This is a genomic window from Epilithonimonas xixisoli, from assembly GCF_004365655.1.
In the GTDB taxonomy this organism is placed as follows: domain Bacteria; phylum Bacteroidota; class Bacteroidia; order Flavobacteriales; family Weeksellaceae; genus Epilithonimonas; species Epilithonimonas xixisoli.
Genome location: NZ_SOEO01000001.1, coordinates 577,852 through 595,333, shown reverse-complemented (window position 1 = coordinate 595,333; position 17,482 = coordinate 577,852). Strand labels below are relative to the sequence as shown.

General features: G+C 36.9%; 15 protein-coding genes. 6 read left to right on the top strand and 9 right to left on the bottom strand.

The window, feature by feature from the left end:
- Window positions 1-7: 7 nt before the first annotated feature.
- From trpD to trpA, 5 genes are all read left to right on the top strand, one after another.
- Window positions 8-994 carry an anthranilate phosphoribosyltransferase gene (gene trpD, locus B0I22_RS02820; protein WP_133943091.1) on the top strand — a complete coding sequence of 329 codons (987 nt, stop codon included), beginning with the start codon at window positions 8-10 and terminating at the stop codon, window positions 992-994.
- Window positions 995-1,365: 371 nt separating this feature from the next.
- Entirely contained in the window at window positions 1,366-2,145 is a 780-nt protein-coding gene (gene trpC / locus B0I22_RS02815; protein WP_133943090.1) for an indole-3-glycerol phosphate synthase TrpC, read from the top strand.
- Window positions 2,146-2,154: 9 nt separating this feature from the next.
- Complete coding sequence (locus B0I22_RS02810; protein WP_133943089.1) at window positions 2,155-2,814, top strand: phosphoribosylanthranilate isomerase; 660 nt, start codon at window positions 2,155-2,157, stop codon at window positions 2,812-2,814.
- A 31-nt stretch (window positions 2,815-2,845) separates the two neighbouring features.
- Window positions 2,846-4,024: a tryptophan synthase subunit beta gene (trpB, locus tag B0I22_RS02805; RefSeq protein WP_133943088.1), complete on the top strand. Its 1,179-nt coding sequence runs from the start codon at window positions 2,846-2,848 to the stop codon at window positions 4,022-4,024.
- A gap of 88 nt (window positions 4,025-4,112) precedes the next feature.
- Window positions 4,113-4,847: a tryptophan synthase subunit alpha gene (gene trpA / locus B0I22_RS02800; protein WP_133943087.1), complete on the top strand. Its 735-nt coding sequence runs from the start codon at window positions 4,113-4,115 to the stop codon at window positions 4,845-4,847.
- Between the two features lie 225 nt (window positions 4,848-5,072).
- On the opposite strand, the gene B0I22_RS02795 is transcribed toward trpA, so the two are convergent.
- The 8 genes from B0I22_RS02795 to B0I22_RS02760 all read right to left on the bottom strand — a co-directional run bounded on the left by B0I22_RS02795 (window position 5,073) and on the right by B0I22_RS02760 (window position 15,970).
- The gene (locus tag B0I22_RS02795) at window positions 5,073-5,420 is read right to left on the bottom strand and encodes a phage holin family protein (protein WP_133943085.1); all 348 of its coding nucleotides are present in this window, start codon (window positions 5,418-5,420) and stop codon (window positions 5,073-5,075) included.
- Window positions 5,421-5,465: 45 nt separating this feature from the next.
- A complete protein-coding gene (locus tag B0I22_RS02790) occupies window positions 5,466-6,389 on the bottom strand; it encodes a DsbA family protein (RefSeq protein WP_133943945.1) in 924 nt (307 codons plus the stop codon).
- Window positions 6,390-6,483: 94 nt separating this feature from the next.
- Complete coding sequence (locus tag B0I22_RS02785) at window positions 6,484-7,116, bottom strand: peptide deformylase (RefSeq protein ID WP_133943084.1); 633 nt, start codon at window positions 7,114-7,116, stop codon at window positions 6,484-6,486.
- A gap of 555 nt (window positions 7,117-7,671) precedes the next feature.
- Window positions 7,672-10,770 carry an efflux RND transporter permease subunit gene (locus tag B0I22_RS02780; RefSeq protein WP_133943083.1) on the bottom strand — a complete coding sequence of 1,033 codons (3,099 nt, stop codon included), beginning with the start codon at window positions 10,768-10,770 and terminating at the stop codon, window positions 7,672-7,674.
- Between the two features lie 275 nt (window positions 10,771-11,045).
- On the bottom strand, window positions 11,046-12,125 hold the full coding sequence (locus B0I22_RS02775; protein ID WP_133943082.1) for an efflux RND transporter periplasmic adaptor subunit: 1,080 nt from the start codon (window positions 12,123-12,125) through the stop codon (window positions 11,046-11,048).
- 4 nt (window positions 12,126-12,129) lie between these two features.
- Window positions 12,130-13,377, bottom strand: a complete 1,248-nt coding sequence (locus B0I22_RS02770; protein WP_185145332.1) for a TolC family protein — start codon at window positions 13,375-13,377, stop codon at window positions 12,130-12,132.
- A gap of 508 nt (window positions 13,378-13,885) precedes the next feature.
- Window positions 13,886-15,250, bottom strand: coding sequence for an ATP-binding protein (locus B0I22_RS02765; protein WP_133943080.1), 1,365 nt, complete (start codon window positions 15,248-15,250; stop codon window positions 13,886-13,888).
- Between the two features lie 42 nt (window positions 15,251-15,292).
- On the bottom strand, window positions 15,293-15,970 hold the full coding sequence (locus B0I22_RS02760) for a response regulator transcription factor (protein ID WP_133943079.1): 678 nt from the start codon (window positions 15,968-15,970) through the stop codon (window positions 15,293-15,295).
- A 96-nt stretch (window positions 15,971-16,066) separates the two neighbouring features.
- On the opposite strand from B0I22_RS02760, the gene B0I22_RS02755 reads away from it, so the two are divergent.
- On the top strand, window positions 16,067-16,576 hold the full coding sequence (locus B0I22_RS02755; RefSeq protein WP_133943078.1) for a hypothetical protein: 510 nt from the start codon (window positions 16,067-16,069) through the stop codon (window positions 16,574-16,576).
- Between the two features lie 23 nt (window positions 16,577-16,599).
- On the opposite strand, the gene B0I22_RS02750 is transcribed toward B0I22_RS02755, so the two are convergent.
- Window positions 16,600-17,406, bottom strand: coding sequence for a ChaN family lipoprotein (locus tag B0I22_RS02750; protein ID WP_342772842.1), 807 nt, complete (start codon window positions 17,404-17,406; stop codon window positions 16,600-16,602).
- Between the last annotated feature and the right edge of the window lie 76 nt (window positions 17,407-17,482).

The window sequence follows — 17,482 nt, the reverse complement described above, 5'->3', positions numbered from 1 at the left end:
CACAATTATGAAACAAATACTACAATATCTCTTCAACCACCAAACTTTGACAAGAGCCGAAGCCAAGGCGATTTTGACTGAGATCTCACAAAATAAATTCAATGAAAGCGAGGTTACGGCTTTCGTAACGGTTTTCTTGATGAGAAGCATTACGTTGGAAGAACTCACGGGTTTCCGTGAGGCATTACTTCAATTGGCAAAACCGGTCGATTTGGGAACGAACAACTTGGTTGATATTGTCGGAACTGGTGGCGACGGAAAAAATACGTTCAACATTTCGACTTTAGCGAGTTTTATCGTTGCCGGAACTGGACAAAAAGTAGCCAAGCAAGGCAATTACGGAGCTTCTTCCATTTCTGGTTCGTCCAATGTTTTGGAAGAATTGGGATATAAATTCAAAGATAATTCTGAGGATTTGAAAGCCGATTTGGAAAAAGGAAATATCTGTTTTATCCACGCACCACTCTTCCATCCAGCTTTGAAATCTGTTGCGCCTTTGAGAAAACAATTGGGACTGAAAACGTTTTTCAATATTCTAGGACCGTTGGTAAATCCTGCGAAACCAAAATACTCTATGATTGGCGTTGCAAATCTCGAGATTGCCCGCGTTTATCAATACCTTTTGCAACAGCAGAAAAGCGACTTTATGCTCGTTCACGCTTTGGATGGTTACGACGAAATTTCATTGACTGGAGATACAAAAATCATCAACAAATCAGGCGAAAAAATCTATTCAGCCGAAGATTTTAAATTTAAAAACATAGAAGCTGAAAGTATTTTTGGAGGTCATTCAAAAGAAGAATCCGCCAAAACTTTCATCAATATTCTGGAAGGAAAAGGAACTGAAGAACAAAATTCTGTGGTTTTGGCAAACGCTACGATTGCTTTGGAAAACACTGGAAAATATGGGAATTATGAAGATTGTTTGGCTTTAGCTAAAGAAAGTTTGGAAAGTGGAAAAGCGTTACAAAGTTTGAAAAGTATTATTAATTAATTTTAAATCTTTTATTATAATAAAAAAAATCACGAATGAATAACTTTTTTCAAAAATTATACAAGTCAGAATACTTTACATTTATTATTTTACTATTATTTGTTGGTTCAGCAACATTTACCAAGTTTGCTCAATCTGTAATAGATAACTTCACAGTTGTAATTATATTAAATATCGTTTTCATAATATTATTATTAATTTTTCTATTTAGATATATGCAATCGACTACTTACAAAAACTTTTCACCTCGTGTAAAGTTTGGAATGTGGGCAGGAATTATATATTTATTTGTAAGAATTTGTTTATTAATTCTAGCTTTAATAAATGAAATTAGCATTGGTTAGTAATTAATCTCCATTAATAATATCAAAATGAACATTTTAGATAAAATCATTGAACGAAAAAAACAGGAAATTGCAGATTCAAAATCCAAGATTTCTGTTGAAAAATTGAAAGATTCCGAATTTTTTAGCCGGAAAATTTTTTCCTTAAAAGAAAATTTGAAAACAAAATCCGGAATCATCGCCGAATTCAAAAGAAAATCTCCAAGCAAAGGAATTATCAACGATAAAGTTTCGCCTTTGGAAGTGGTTTCTCAATATGAAAAATTCGGAGCAAGCGCGGTTTCTATTTTAACAGATTTAGAATTTTTTGGTGGAAATTTTGAAGATATTTTGAGTGTAAGAAATCACATTAATATTCCGATTCTTAGAAAAGATTTTATGATTGATGAGTATCAATTTTACGAAGCCAAATCAATTGGAGCAGATATTATTTTATTAATCGCATCTTGTCTTTCACCAACTCAGGTTTCGGAATTTACGGAATTAGCGCATTCTCTCAATCTTGAAGTTTTACTTGAAATACATTCTGATGAAGAATTAAAACATATTAATAAAAATGTTGATTTTGTTGGAATTAACAATCGAAATTTGAAAGATTTCAAAGTTGATTTGCAACATTCTGTCAATTTGAAAAACCAACTTCCACAAGATATTCTATCAGTTGCAGAAAGCGGAATTTATAACGAAGAAGATTTCAAATTTCTAAAAGAAAAAGGATTTGACGGATTTTTGATGGGCGAATATTTTATGAAAAATGAAAATCCTGGAGAGAAATTCGAAGAATTCATTTCAAATGTAAAAATCTAACAATTACCAATGATTGAAAGCCAAAAGCCAAAAGCCAAAAGCCAATTGCAACTCAAAGTCTGCGGATTAACAAAGCTCAATCAGATTCAAGGATTGGTTGATTTGAATGTTGATTTTTTAGGATTTATCTTTTATGAAAAATCGCCAAGATTTGTTTTGAATCAATTAAGCTTAGAACAGATTTCAACCATTGAACATTCTGGAAAAGTTGGTGTTTTTGTGAATGAAGATTTGGAAAAAATTATTGATATTTCTGAAAAAGCAAACTTGAATTTCATCCAACTTCACGGCGATGAAACCGAAGATTTCATTTTAAAATTGAATCCAAGAATAGAAATTATAAAAGTCATTAGAATTGGAAATCAAACATCAGAAGAATTACAAAAAACCATCAACCAACAACCAACAACTATCAACTATCTACTATTTGACACCGATTCAAAAGCATTTGGCGGTACAGGTAAAACCTTCGATTGGAATATTCTCAACGAAATCGAGATTCCCATTCCGTATTTTTTAAGTGGCGGAATTTCGTTGGAAAATATCCATCAACTGTCAACCATCAACCATCAACCATTTTCTCTCGATATTAATTCAAAATTTGAAATCGAAGCTGGAAATAAAGATTTAGAAAAAATAAAAAAACTCATCAGCCTTGTCAAGGTTTGAAACCTTGACAAGGCTCAATAAAATATAAAAAATGAACTTTCAAAACCCAGATAAAAACGGTTATTACGGCGATTTCGGAGGCGCTTTCGTTCCAGAAATGCTTTATCCAAACGTTGCCGAATTACAGGAAAAATATTTACAAATCATTGAGTCCGAGGAATTTCAAACAGAATTTCAGGATTTGTTGAAGAACTATGTTGGGCGTGCTACACCACTTTATTTTGCGAAGAATCTGAGCGAAAAGTATCAGACTCAAATCTTTCTGAAAAGAGAAGATTTGAATCACACTGGAGCGCACAAGATCAACAATGCTTTGGGACAAGCTTTGCTCGCAAAAAAATTAGGAAAACACAGAATCATTGCAGAAACTGGAGCCGGTCAACACGGCGTTGCAACGGCGACGGCCTGCGCTTTACTTGGTTTGGAGTGCATCGTTTATATGGGCGAAGTTGATATTGCGAGACAATCTCCCAATGTTGCTCGAATGAAGATGCTTGGTGCAACTGTGATTCCTGCAACTTCCGGTTCAAAAACTTTGAAAGACGCTGTGAATGAAGCTTTGCGAGATTGGATTAATAATCCTTCCACAACGCATTACATTATTGGTAGTGTGGTTGGTCCACATCCTTACCCAGATTTGGTGGCGAGATTTCAAAGTATTATTTCGAAAGAAATCAAAGAACAACTGAACGAAAAAATCAGCAGAGAAAACCCTGATTATGTGATTGCCTGCGTTGGTGGCGGGAGTAATGCGGCTGGAACTTTTTATCATTATGTCAATGAAGAAAGTGTAAAAATCATTGCTGCAGAAGCTGGTGGTTTTGGCGTAGATTCAGGGAAATCTGCGGCTACAACTTTTCTTGGAACTTTGGGAATTTTGCACGGAAGTCAAAGTCTGGTAATGCAAACTGAAGACGGACAAGTTATTGAGCCACATTCGATTTCTGCAGGTTTGGATTATCCCGGAATTGGTCCGATGCACGCTAATCTTTTCAATCAAAAAAGAGCTGAATTTTTCAGTATTAATGATGATGAAGCTTTGAAGTCAGCTTTTGAACTGACAAAAATTGAAGGCATCATTCCAGCTTTGGAAAGTGCGCACGCTTTGGCTGTTTTGGACAAAAAGAAATTTGAAAAAGATGATATTGTAGTGATTTGCCTCAGCGGTCGCGGTGACAAGGATATGGAAACATATTTGAAACATCTTTAAATCTGTAAAATGTAAAACGTATTAATGTATTAACGATCCTTAGAATCGTTAATACATTTTACGTTAATACCTTAATACATTAAACAAAATGAAAAAACTAAACATATACTACACAGCAGGCGTTCCAAAATTGGAAGACACAGGAAAAATCGCCGAACTCATTCAAAATTCCGGCGCAGATATGATGGAAATCGGGATTCCTTATTCTGACCCGGTTGCTGATGGACCAGTAATTCAGGATGCGCATTCCTTAGCTTTGAAAAACGGAATGTCTATCAAAAAACTATTCGAGCAATTGGCTAAAGTTAAAGATTCTGTGACGATTCCGAAGATTTTGATGGGATATTTGAATCCTGTTTTGCAATTTGGATTTGAGAATTTTTGCCAGAAATGTGCAGAAGTTGGGGTTTCAGGATTGATTATTCCGGATTTGCCTCCGATTGCATTTGAAAATCAATATGGTGAAATTCTTAGGAAATATAGTTTGAATTTTACTTTTCTCGTGACACCGGAAACTTCGGAGGAACGCATTAAATATTTGGATTCTTTGAGTTCTGGATTTTTGTACGCCGTGAGTTCGTCTTCGACAACAGGAAATGCAAATGCTGTATTGAAGAACGAAGATTACCTAAACAGATTGGCTTCATTAAACTTGACAAATCCAGTTTTCATCGGATTTGGGATCAAGGATAAATCAGATTTTGAGAATGTGACCGAAAAAGCGCAAGGCGGCATCATAGGAACAGCTTTCGTGAAAATTTTGTTGGAAAATGGAGATTGGGAAGCAAAAGGAAAAACGTTTATCGAAAGTGTGAAAAATTAATTGGAAAACAGGTTTCGTTTTGATCTCTTGGATTGAAATTGAAATCCCGCAATAGGGATAGAAGTGGATATCCTTTTTGTTTTTTGAGCGAGGAAAAGCTTTGGGAAAAACAAAAAGATAGTAACGGATAGCCCGGCCCGAGCAGTTGCCTAAGCGTTGGAGAGGGATTGCCCAAATGATGTTAAAAAAAAAAGAGTTTCAATTGACTGAAACTCTTTTTTATTTTTAATCCTCGTTGCTTTCGAAGATGGTGGAGAAAGCTGATGTGACCAGTGAGAGCAAAATACTAAACAAAAGTGCCCACCAGAAGCCTGCCACTTCCATACTTTCCATCAGATAATCGGCTAACAGGATGATCAATGCATTGATAACAAAGGAAAATAGACCCAATGTCAAAATCGTGATCGGCAATGACAAGATTGATAAGATTGGTTTTACAATCAAATTTAGAAGTCCCAAAACAATTGCGAAAATAACTGTGGACATAAAGCCGTCGAAATGGACACCTGTAAGGACTTTGCTAAGGATAAACGCTGATATCGCGGTGATCAGCAAACGGATAATGAAGTTCATAGTTCTGAATTTTATAGATTAAAACTTTCTATTCAAAAACCAGACCTAATTGGCTTTCACAGTCCAGATCGCGCCGTTTTTGGTCGTCAGTTTCTCCAGTTTTCCTTGAGACGTGAGTTCGTCCAAAATCCGTTCACTTTCCTTTCGGTTGTTTCCAGATAGCTCGTTGAACTCCTTTGCCGTCATAGAATTATACTTTTTGAACAGTGATTCCCAGTCTTTTGCGTACTCTTTTTTGCTGGCTTTGGGATTTGCGATTAGGATTGCTGTTTCATAAAATGGATATGGTTTTGTGCCATAAACGGTTTGAGATTCGCCGTTTGCATCCACGAAAAACAAAGTAGGAAATCCTCTCACACCTAGCTGTCTGGCCAATTTGAGATCATCTTCGAAAAGCGTTTTGGCTTTGCCTTCGTAATCTGATTTGAGTTGCTCAACATCCAAACCAACTTTCTCTGCAGCCAAAGCGATGTTTTGCCATTTGGCAATATTTTTCTTTTTTAGGAAGACCAATTCTCTTAGTTCTCTCATAAAGACAATCGCCTTTTCTTCACTCTGCAGCTGCGCTGCTTTGAAAGCAATCGACGGCGGATACGAAGAATCCAACGGATCTTCCAGCCAAACATCACCATCAACTGGCATATCGTAATGGCCGCTGACCTCGTCCCAATGGTGCGCAACGTCCGATGGTTTGCTGATGCCACCGCTGTTGTAACTCCAATCTGGAAGCAAGCCACCCATGTGATATTCAACATTTATTTCCTCGCCATATTCCAGTTTCATCTTTCTCAATTGTGGCTCTATGCCCCAGCAGGACGAGCAGATCGGATCGGTGAAATAGATGACCTTGATGGATCGTTCTTTGTTATCAATTTTTACATTTTGTTCATTTTCAACTTCAGGTACGCCGCAAACTCCGGTTTCTGCGTCGCAAAGCAATGGATTGTTGTGTGTGGTAGATTCGTTCATTGTTTTTTTAGTTTTCTTGGTCTGTCCGTCCAAGGAGAATGACAACAGACTTATGCTTATTAGGATTAGTTTTTTAGCGTTCATTGGTCAGAAATTACCGCGTTGTTGAGTTGCTTTTCTTGTAAAATTGTAATGTTTTATAAGACTCATTTCTTTCCTTTTCCAATTTATCAGAAATCAAAACCCCAAACAAATGGTCGATCTCGTGCTGGAAGATCACAGCAGTGAAACCTTCCACCATTTCGTCGTGTTTCTTATTCTCGAGGTCATAATATTCCAGTCGGATGCTGTAGCTTCTGTAGAAATCGCCACGGAAAGTTTCTATCGACAGGTCGCCTTCCGTACCTTTGTTAAGAAGTTCGGACCACCACGTAATCTTCGGATTGATAAAATATTCCACCGGCGCATTGGGCTTATCAAAACGTTGTACCAGCACCACTCTCCTATTAATCCCAACCTGAGGCGCCGCGATCCCAACGCCACCGCCGGTTGCAGCGAGAGCCAACCTCATTCTCTCGATCAGGATCGGCAGGTTTTTATCTTTTGGAGAGATTTCTTCCGACTGAGCAAGCAAAACTTGATGTTGCACTTCGTTATCGGTCTGGAAAATCGGCAAAGCGGTTTTGACATCGCCTGCGAGAATCAATTCTTTTTCTTCTTTTGAGAATTTCTGAGAGAAGCCGAAAACGCCGACTGACAATAATATTAAGACAATAAAATTCCGCATAGTTGATTTTAATTATCAAAGATAAATATTTTGGGCACCTTCTCCGCGCTCCGTTCCCGCTTTTTTCTGTGAATGCTATCGACGGGAATCCGTCAGTAGAACTATTCTGCACCCGCAATCACAGAAAAAGAGCTCCACTCAGCTCGGGGTGCGCTTCGCCAAGGTGAAACAGAGAATTTCTAATCAAGATTTCAATAAAATTGAAACAATTTTAAAGCTAAAAAATGCCCATCGAAAAGTCCGATGGATAAAGGATTTGCAAAGTAGCTTAAAATGCCTAGTGTGCTGTTCTTCAACTTCAAGTGTGTCATGACCCATCTTCACGCGTGGTATCAATCAACTTCACACATCATTTTTTAATCAGACACATAGCAGATTTCTAAAACTTACATTAATAAACAAAAAAACGTTCTCCCGAAAAAAAACCGAGAGAACGCAAACTAGAGAGATAAAATAACAACTATAACTTAGTTTTTATATGTCTTCGAGAGCCTCAGACTGACAATGCTGAACTTAGAGTTGTCATCCTGAGGCTCTCAAAAGACATCATTAAAATTAATTAATCAATTCTTTCTTAGTTCTATTGAAAATCCAAAAGATAATTGGGAAAATCAATAAAGTCAAAATCGTTGCAGTAATCAATCCACCGATAATTACAATCGCCAACGGCTTCTGAGATTCTGACCCAATTCCTGTAGAAAGTGCGGCCGGCAAAAGTCCGATGGACGCCATCAACGCAGTCATTACAACTGGTCTTGTTCTCACTTTCACACCTTCCATTATCGATTCATCCACGGAAAGTCCATTTTTGACATTTTGATGGAATTCTGAAATGAGAATCACACCATTTTGGATACAAATCCCGATCAAGGCAATCATCCCAACGCCGGCAGAAATCCCGAAATTCATATTAGTCAAATGCAGTGCGATGATGGCACCAATCAAGGCAAACGGAACATTGGCCAAAACCAAAAGTGAATCTTTGATATTTCCAAACAAGATGAAAAGCAAAAAGAAAATCCCTAAAATACTGATTGGAACGACTTGCGTCAATCTGTTGGTCGCTCTCTGTTGGTTTTCAAATTGTCCTGTCCAACCAATTGAGTAACCATCGGGAATTTTTATTTTTTCTACTTTCTTCTGCGCATCGGCAATCGTTCCTCCCAAATCTCTGTCACGAATCGAAAACTTAACGCCGATATAACGCTTGATGTCATCTCTATAAATGAACGCGGCGCCGTTTTCTTTTTCAATCGTACTGATTTCTTTCAACGGAATCTTCGCACCGTCTTGAGTTGGAACCATCAGCGTGGCAATGTCGGTTTCATTCTTTCTGTATTCTTGTGCATAACGCAAACGGATTGGGAATTTTCTCTCGCCATCGTACATTTCAGAGGCTGTTTTTCCACCGAAGGCCATTTCCAAAACCGCTTGCGCGTCAGCTGGTAAAACGCCGTACGCGGCCATTTTGTTTCTGTCCAAAACCACACTGATTTCTGGCTGACCAATATTCTTGATGATTCCTGGTTCTTTCACACCTTCCACATCTTTGATAGATGCGAGAACTTCCTCCGCCAATCTGTCTAATGTGTGAAGATTGTCACCATAGATTTTGATTCCGTTTTCCGCTTTGAAACCTGCAACAGCTTCGGCAACATTATCCGAAATTGGTTGAGAATAATTGAACGTAATTCCTTGATAATTTTTGAGTTTTTTATCGATTTCTTCAATCAATTCGTCGTAGGTGATTTTTCTTTTCCATTCATCTTTTGGTTGGAGATTCACGGCGAATTGTACAAATCCAAATCCGTTCGGGTCAGTTCCGTCATTGCTTCGTCCTGTTTGAGCCAAAACGCCTGTCACTTCTGGAAAAGCCATAATGTCTTTCTTCATTTTCTCGGCATTTTCTAAAGATTTTTCTAATGACGAGCTCATCGGCATTTCTGCGGTAATCCAAAGTGAACCTTCATTCAGTTGAGGTAAGAATTCCGTTCCTAAAAACTTCCCTGAAAATAAGGTGACTACCAAAGCAGAAGTCGCAACAATCAAACTAATTTTTTTGTATCTGAAAGTGAATTTCAGACCTTTCATTACATATTTGTCCCAAAATTCCACGAATGGATTGTGTCTTTCCCTTACATTTTTCTTTAATAATAAATGCGACATTACCGGAACCAAAGTCAATGTGAAAATCAATGCGCCCAGCAATGCAAAACCTAATGTGAATGCCAGTGGAGAGAACATTTTACCTTCCACTTTTTGGAAAGAGAAAATCGGTAAAAGAGACGTGATGATAATTAATTTTGAAAAGAAAATCGCTTTTCCGAGTCCAGTTCCGGTTTGTTTTATCCAACCGGCTTTCGCCATTTTGTTAAAGCGTTCCATTCCGTACTTCTTCGCTTTGTGGTCGAGCATTACGAATAATCCTTCGACCATCACGACGGCACCATCTATGATAATTCCAAAATCTACTGCTCCCAATGATAAGAGATTTGCGCTCATTCCAGCCATCTTCAAACAGAAAAAAGCAAACAATAAAGACAATGGAATAATGATGGAAACAATCAAAGTGGTTCGCCAATCTGCCATAAAAATCAAGACGATAACGGTTACCAAAATAATTCCTTCCAACAAGTTGTGCATCACCGTTTTCGTGGTAAAATCCATCAGATTTTGGCGGTCGTAAAAAGTTTTCATTTTTACATCTTTCGGAAGGATTTTGTTGTTGAGCTCATCAATTTTATCTTTTACGGCAAGCAAAACTTCCTGTGCATTTTCGCCTTTTCGCATCACGACAATTCCTTCAACGGTGTCTGCTTCATTATCCAAGGAAGCCTGACCAACGCGAGGCATAGAACCTTCGTGAACATCGGCAACGTACTTTACAAGAATTGGATTTCCGCTGTCGTTGTGAACTGTGATATTCTCAATATCCGAAATAGATTTGACCAACCCAATTCCGCGAACCACGTAAGCTTGCCCGCTTTTCTCGATGACATCGCCTCCGACATTAAGGTTGCTGTTGGTTACGGCTTCTAAAACTTCACTTGGCGTCAGATTATATTTGTCTAATTTTCTTGGGTCGATGCTCAATTCGAAAACCTTGTCCTGACCCCCGAAAACATTCACGTCTGCCACGCCGGGAACACTTCTCAAAGCTCTATCAACCACCCAATTCTGAATCGTCAAAAGGTCTCTGGAATCTCGGTCTTTGCTTTCCAATGTGTAACGGTAAATCTCGCCAGTCGGACCATAAGGCGGTTGAACTTCCGGATCTACTTCATCAGGCAAACTCACGGTTCTCAACTGATTGTTGACCATATTTCTTGCGAAAATATCGTCCACGCCATCTTCAAACAAAATCTTAACGATGGAAAGTCCGAACATCGTCGTACTTCGGACGCTTGTCTTTTTCTGAACGGGACTCATCGCCAACTCAATCGGTGTGGTGACAAATCGTTCTACTTCTTCCGCACTTCGGCCGTTCCATTGCGTGATGATGACAATCTGAGTATTGGTTACATCTGGAAAAGCTTCAATCGGCATATTTTTGAAACTGATGAATCCTGCGACCGCAAGAATCGCCACCCAAATGAATGTGAAGGCTTTATTTTTAAGGGAAAATCCTATGATACTTTTTATGAATTTGTTCATATTTTTTGTTTTATGAGTTTATTGCAATTCATTTTTAACGCAAAGTCCGCAAAGTCTTTTTTGACATACTATGTGTTGTTTAAGTTCGCAAAGCCGTAAAACTTAGCAAATTTGTAAAACATAAATTGCGTCGGGCTTTAGCCCGATGATAAAATCAAAAGTGGAATTCGGCTTTAGCCTAATTTTAATTAAGTTTTGGCTAAAGCCAACTCGAATTATTGTTGTGATAAACGGGCTGAAGCCCATTCCTATTGATTTAACAATTTTGAGGATTTTTAATTATTCAAAGAACGGTAAATCAATAATTGATTGTTGGTCACAACCGTTTCTCCTTCGGAAACGCCTTCTGTTACGTAAGTTGTCTCTGAGTTTTGTTTCAGGATTTTGATTTCTTTGACTTTGATGTCAGTCTGAGATTTATAAGCCACAACGAAATATCGATTGTCATCAAAAATCACTGCGCTGGACGGGATTGCCAAAGCGGTTTCATTTTCTGCGGACGAAACTCGGATGGTTGCCTTGCTTTCTGGAATCAACAAACCTTGTGTATTATCCAAAACTACCCTCGCCTGCATTGCGTTGGTTGCTGGGTCGATGATTTTGAAGATTTTATCAATCTTACCATAGAAAACTTTGTCGGGATAAGACAATGTGGAAACCTGAGCTTTCATTCCAAGGTTGATTTTATCAATATCAGCCTCGTTGACGTTCATAATTGCCCAAACGTTTTTGGTATTCGCAACATCGAAGATATTTTCGCTTCGGTCGCTTCGGAGTTCCATATCTTTGTTGATATCTTTATGAACGATGTAGCCGTTGATTGGCGAAATCACACTGTATATATTTCCTTTTTTGATATTATAAACCGTGCTTACCGCATTGGACCTGTGCAAAGCATCTTTCGCTTTTTGTACGTCTGCTTGTGCTTCTTTGATGTCTTTTTCGGTGTTCAGTTTTCCATCGAACATTTCTTTGGCCACACGCAGGTTGTTTTCCGCAACACGCAAATCGGTTTTCGCATCGCTGACATCTTTTTGAACTTCCGCCAATTCTGTACTTCTAATCGTTGCCAAGACTTGACCTTTCGTCACGTAATCTCCTAATTCAACATTCACACTGAGAACATTTCCACCAACCAAAGGGAAAATATCGATGTACGTATTTTTGTCCGCCGATATTTTTCCGTAGAAACTAAACTCATCCTCGATGAATTTTTTCTCCACTTTTGCGAAGGTTGTAGATTTCAGCATTGTTTGGCTCAACTCAAAACCTTTGGCTTCTTCCTTTACTACTTCTTCCTTTTTTGAACAGGAAAACAAGCTAATAGCCAGAATAATTGGTATAATATTTTTCATTTTATTAATAAAAGATTTTGGTTTGTACTAATTGATTGATTTCCTCTGCAGAGATCATAATCTGCTTTTTCATCTCGTAGATCTGCAAAACGGTTTGTCTGTAGCTTTCCAGGAAGTCGGTAAAATCCATCAGACTGATATTTCCGCTTCGGAAGTTTTTCAGGATTCCGTTGTAAACTGTGTTCAGGTTTTCGCTATCAACAGGTTTTAATTCAAAATATTGATCGTATTGATTTTTCCAAGTTTGATAAGCCGATTCTACCTGAGTTTCGAGATTCAGTTTTTGATATTCTAAATTCTTTTCGTTTTGTTGAATGGCGTATTTTGCTCTTTCTACATTTCCCTTGTTCACTTTCCAAAGCGGGATTGGAATTCCGATTTTCAGATTGATTTCATTGTTGAAAGTTCCGGAAGCTTGGTCATATTCCGCTCCGAGATTCAAATCTGGCGTGTTGAGCGATTTTTGCCATTGTGCGTAGAGCTTGCTGTTATCAATCAATTTCAAATTATAAAGATAGTCTGCGTTGTTCGCCAACGCTTTTTCTTTAAGAATTTCTTGGTCTCCAAAAGGTTGGGCAACCAGCAATTCGTTTTCCTCAGCTTTTGACAATTCTGGCGAAATACTTTCCGAAGTTCCTGTCAAAACTTTCATCTTTTGCTGGAAAGCCAAAATATTATTATTGATTTCAATTTTATCGTTATTCAACTGAATGACAATACTTTGAAGACGCACATAATCTTTAAGCGAAATATTACCTTTGTCCACCTGAGTTTTGTAAGCAGACAAAAGATCATTCATATACTTCAATTGATTTTCTATGCTCGTTCGCTTCTTTTGCTCGTAAATCAGATTGTAATAAGTCTGTCTCAATTCGGTTTTCAAATCCACCAACAATTGACTGAATTGCAATTGCGATAATTCCTTGTTCGACTTGGCGAATTGGATTTCGTTTTTCTTTTTCCCGCCCAGATAAATCAATTGCGTAATCTCCACACCTTTTGCTCTTCCGACATCAAAAACTCTTTTGTCCTGAGGATTAACAGCATTCACATAACCTTCGATTTGTGGAAGTTCCCAGATTTTTGCCTGAATAATATCGGCGTCTGCCATATTGATATTGTACTGCGCGGCAAGAAGCTGGAGGTTGTTTTTTTGAAATGCTAATTCGCAATCCTGAAGAGACATCTGTTGCTGTCCGGATAGACAGACAAATGCCGAAACGGATAACACCAGCGTTGTTATTTTGTTCATTCTTATCTCGTTTTGGTGATGCAAAGGTGGTTTTACGAGATTAAAACAGACTTAAATGTGGCTTAAAAAAAACTTAATTGTGATTATAAACGCAAAGTGCGCAAAGATTTTTTTGAAATTATTGAAAATATTTTAGAGCCTGTGATAAATTTACATTGAAAAGTTTTATTAACCACATAGGCACATAGTTCAATTTAGATTTAAGATAAAATAGCATTGTGTTTTAATTCTATTTTATCTTTTTAAGCTTGAATTTTACACTTTTCTATGCGTCTATGTGGTTTTACTATTTTTTTTAACATTCTCTAAGGTTCGCAAAGGCGCTTCGCTCAGCTAAGATTTTAGATTGTTGCAGGTTTCAATTGTTTGGGAAAAGTTTGATTGGTAGAAAAATGTTCGACTTTGCGAAGCTGTAGCCCGACTTGAACGGAGCTCATTTTTTGTGGCTGGAAAAGCGTGGGCAAAAATAGCGGGAGTGGAAGGCGGAATAGCTACCCAAATTAAAATTTTATTTGTTAAAAATCACCGTGAAAAGATTCTCATTCTCCGAAAGCGAGTTGTAGGAAATCTCAGCTTTGTGATATTCCAAAATGCGTTTTACGATGCGCAAACCAAGTCCAGAGCCTGTTGTATTTTGAGAATTACTGCCTCGCATAAAGGCTTCGAAGAGTTTTTCTCTCTCGGAAATCGGGATGATGGTGCCTTTTGAAACAATGCTCACAAGAATTCTGAAATCGGTTTCCTTGATGGAAATATCAACTTCTTGATTGTCTGAATATAAAGCGGCATTTTTGAACAAATTGATGAAGGTAATCTCGAGAAGTGACTTCACGCCTTTCACTGTCAAGATTGAATCTTCCACGCTTTCTTCATCAATTTGGAAATCCATTTTGAAATCGGGGAAATTGCGGTGAACGGTTTCGAAAGCGTCAAAAACCACTTCATCTATCCTCACTTCTTCGTAAACGCTGGCGATGCCTTCTTTATCGAATTTCGATAATAAAAGTAGTGATTTTGTGAGGTCCGACAACTGATGTACATCTTGCAACATCTGTTGTAAAGTGATTTTGGTTTTAGGCGAATGATTTTCCAACTGAATCAAATTTTCCAGCTGAAAAGTCATCCTCGTAAGTGGTGTTCGCATCTCGTGCGCCGCGCTGGAATTGAAATCTTTCTGCGACTGGAAGACATCGTTCAAACGGTTAGTCATCAAATTAAATGATGTTGCCAGAACTCCAATTTCGTCTTTTGGATTTTTGATTTCGACAGGCGTTGTGAGCTTATGAACACTGATTTCTGATATATCGGATTTTAGAATCTCCAGCGGTTTCAGCAGTTTGGAGACGATGTAATAACTGAAAAACCAAATCAAGATAATGCTGACAACGTAGGAAAAAATCAACATATACTTCAAAAAGTCAAGTTTGGATTGCCCCGTAACATCTTGAGCGCTAGTTAGAATGTAGTAATTTTCGCCATTGATATTTCTAAGTGCAGCGTAAATTTCTGGAGCCGAATGTTCGTTATATACGGTTTTCTCTTTGTCTAATTTTTCTAATAGTAATTTGTCCCAAGTGATATTCTTATCTTTCAAAGTACTGTAAATCAGCTTTTTATCATTATTAAAAATAATAATATTCTCATTCAACAAAACATTGTCGGAATTCTCGTCAAAGAAAATAGGTGCTTCTTTTTCAAAATCTCTGGATTTCTCGATAAAATTCACCGTAAAAACCAATCGCTTCTGGAAACGCAACTTAAATTCGTCTCTTCTAAAATCTTTAAAAGAAAAATAAACAACAAACATCATAATCCCGAAAATCAAGGAAAATGCAAGGCTGAGACTGAGTGCGATTCTGCGTTTTAGAGACATTTTAAATAGAAGTTAGAGATTAGATTTTAGAAGTTAGATTTTTTATAGCGGACTTAGGTAATATCCGAAGCCTGGTCTTGTGTGGATGAGTTTGTTTTTGAAGTTTTTATCGATTTTTTTGCGAAGGAAATTGATGTAAACTTCGATGGCATTATTTGTCGATTGGAATTGGTTTTTCCAGACTTCATCGGAAATATATTGTTTGGAAAGCGTTCGTCCGTTGGCTCTTGCCAATAAAACCAACAACTGAAATTCCTTCACCGTCAAACTGATTTCTTCGCCGGAGCGGAAAACCTTGCTGTCTTCCGGGAAAATCTCCAAATCTTCTATTACAATTTTTTCTACTTCGTCGGATTTCGGCGTTCGTCGGCGCATTTGAGAATTGATTCTCAGCAATAATTCTTCTAACAAAAATGGTTTTACCAGATAATCATCGGCCGCTTGAAGAAAGGCTTCTTTCTTTTCTTCGATGCCGTCGTAAGCAGAAATAATGATGATTGGCGTTTCGGAATTGGTTTCTCGGATGGTTTTGCAAATCTCCAAACCGTTGATTTTCGGAACGTTGATATCCAGCAAAAAAATATCGTAATCTTTACCTGTAAATTGGTTCAGGAAAACTTCGCCGTCTTCTGCTTTGTCTGTTTTTATCGATTTTGATTCCAGAAAAAGTGCAATTTCTGAAGATAGAACAGCATCGTCCTCTAAAAGTAATGCCTGCATTTATTGAGAATTTTTTACAAATATGGGGAAAAGTAAATTGGGAGAATTATAATTGATTTTAAAATATTATTTTTATCTAATTAAAAATCAATCTTTATGAAAAATTTGTATAGAAATTTGATTCTAGGCTTTGTTTTCTTTATTCATATTTTTTACTTTGGCCAAAATCAAATTTCATTAAATCAAATAGATAATTTTGAATTGAATAAAAATTATAAGTTGGACTTCAATTATAATTGGAACAATATGGTTCGACTGGACAAAAACATCATTCCTGAGCTTGAAAAAGTTGTAACAATTTTAAATAAGAATGAAAACCTAATTGCAATAATTTCTATAAAGATAAATAACAAGGGTAATGAAAAATGGACAACAGATATTACTACAAAACAAAGAATTAATATTGAAAAGGAATTAAAAAAAATAGATTACAATCCTACAAAAATTAAAATTTTAAGTCTAGGAAATAAATATTTTAAAATGGGTTATTTATTTTTTTCAAATTTGGATGTAATTTTTTACAATCGTCAAGATGTTGAAAATTTTGAAGAGAAAGAATTAACAGAATTATATTTAATGAATTTTAATAAAAAAACAAATTATTAAGTTAATATTAAAACACTTAAAATCTAATAAGTCTTCGTCATATCACTCGGAATCACAAGATTGAATTCCGTTGGGATAAAGTCTTTTTCAGGTAAAACCAACTTAGGTTTTTCAGATTCGAAAACAGAGATGACTGCGATTTTCAGATTCGGGTTTTTCTTTTTCAAATACCAATAGATTCCGCCGTATTGCTTGCTGTGATAATCGCCGTTGTAATGGATGAAAGTCTTTCCAGCCTGTAGATTTTCAAAAATAGATTCTGCCATTGTTGCGTCTTTGATGGCTTGTGCGGAGATGAAATTCATCAATTTTAATTCGTCCACGTGGTCGCCCATCAAGGATTTCATTTCTTTGTAGCCTGGCGTTTCTAATGTGACTTCGATTGGTAATTTGGCGATGAATTTCTTTTCATTTTCCGGTAATTCATTCAAAGTTTTGATTCCTTGTTTTGAAGTTTGGGAAGCATATTTTCTTGGAACATTTGTGGCAATGAAATTCAATTTTTTGGTTTTTGCAAAATCTACCAAAGGCCTGTAATCTGTTTCATAATTTTTCCAAAGTCTGACTGAATCTTTCAGATTTTTAGGCTCAATTTTTCCTTCTAAGTAAGAGTTTAAAGCTTGTTGATTGTCACGTTCGAACATTTCTGCTCCGAGAATAATCTGTCCATTTTTCTTATCAAAAATAGCTTCCGTGATTCTTTTTTGAAGCCAATGATTGATGGAATTATCGTGATGTTCGCCAATCAAAATGACATCATAATTTGATAATTCTTTGATTAAATCTTTTGAGCCAACTTCCTTGGATTTCTTGTTATAAAATTTGAACACATCAAAATTTTGTGCATTTAATAAACTTAAATTTATTATTAAAATAAACAACAGTAACTTTTTCATAGACAAATAA

What these genes read in the sequence shown, in the direction of transcription:
- trpD (WP_133943091.1), top strand. Translation starts at nt 8, where the DNA reads ATGAAACAAATACTACAATATCTCTTCAACCACCAAACTTTGACAAGA.
- B0I22_RS02760 (WP_133943079.1), bottom strand. Translation starts at nt 15,970, where the DNA reads ATGCAGGCATTACTTTTAGAGGACGATGCTGTTCTATCTTCAGAAATT.
- B0I22_RS02770 (WP_185145332.1), bottom strand. Translation starts at nt 13,377, where the DNA reads ATGAACAAAATAACAACGCTGGTGTTATCCGTTTCGGCATTTGTCTGT.
- trpA (WP_133943087.1), top strand. Translation starts at nt 4,113, where the DNA reads ATGAAAAAACTAAACATATACTACACAGCAGGCGTTCCAAAATTGGAA.
- B0I22_RS02765 (WP_133943080.1), bottom strand. Translation starts at nt 15,250, where the DNA reads ATGTCTCTAAAACGCAGAATCGCACTCAGTCTCAGCCTTGCATTTTCC.
- B0I22_RS02775 (WP_133943082.1), bottom strand. Translation starts at nt 12,125, where the DNA reads ATGAAAAATATTATACCAATTATTCTGGCTATTAGCTTGTTTTCCTGT.
- B0I22_RS02785 (WP_133943084.1), bottom strand. Translation starts at nt 7,116, where the DNA reads ATGCGGAATTTTATTGTCTTAATATTATTGTCAGTCGGCGTTTTCGGC.
- B0I22_RS02790 (WP_133943945.1), bottom strand. Translation starts at nt 6,389, where the DNA reads ATGAACGAATCTACCACACACAACAATCCATTGCTTTGCGACGCAGAA.
- trpB (WP_133943088.1), top strand. Translation starts at nt 2,846, where the DNA reads ATGAACTTTCAAAACCCAGATAAAAACGGTTATTACGGCGATTTCGGA.
- B0I22_RS02755 (WP_133943078.1), top strand. Translation starts at nt 16,067, where the DNA reads ATGAAAAATTTGTATAGAAATTTGATTCTAGGCTTTGTTTTCTTTATT.
- B0I22_RS02810 (WP_133943089.1), top strand. Translation starts at nt 2,155, where the DNA reads ATGATTGAAAGCCAAAAGCCAAAAGCCAAAAGCCAATTGCAACTCAAA.
- B0I22_RS02795 (WP_133943085.1), bottom strand. Translation starts at nt 5,420, where the DNA reads ATGAACTTCATTATCCGTTTGCTGATCACCGCGATATCAGCGTTTATC.
- trpC (WP_133943090.1), top strand. Translation starts at nt 1,366, where the DNA reads ATGAACATTTTAGATAAAATCATTGAACGAAAAAAACAGGAAATTGCA.
- B0I22_RS02780 (WP_133943083.1), bottom strand. Translation starts at nt 10,770, where the DNA reads ATGAACAAATTCATAAAAAGTATCATAGGATTTTCCCTTAAAAATAAA.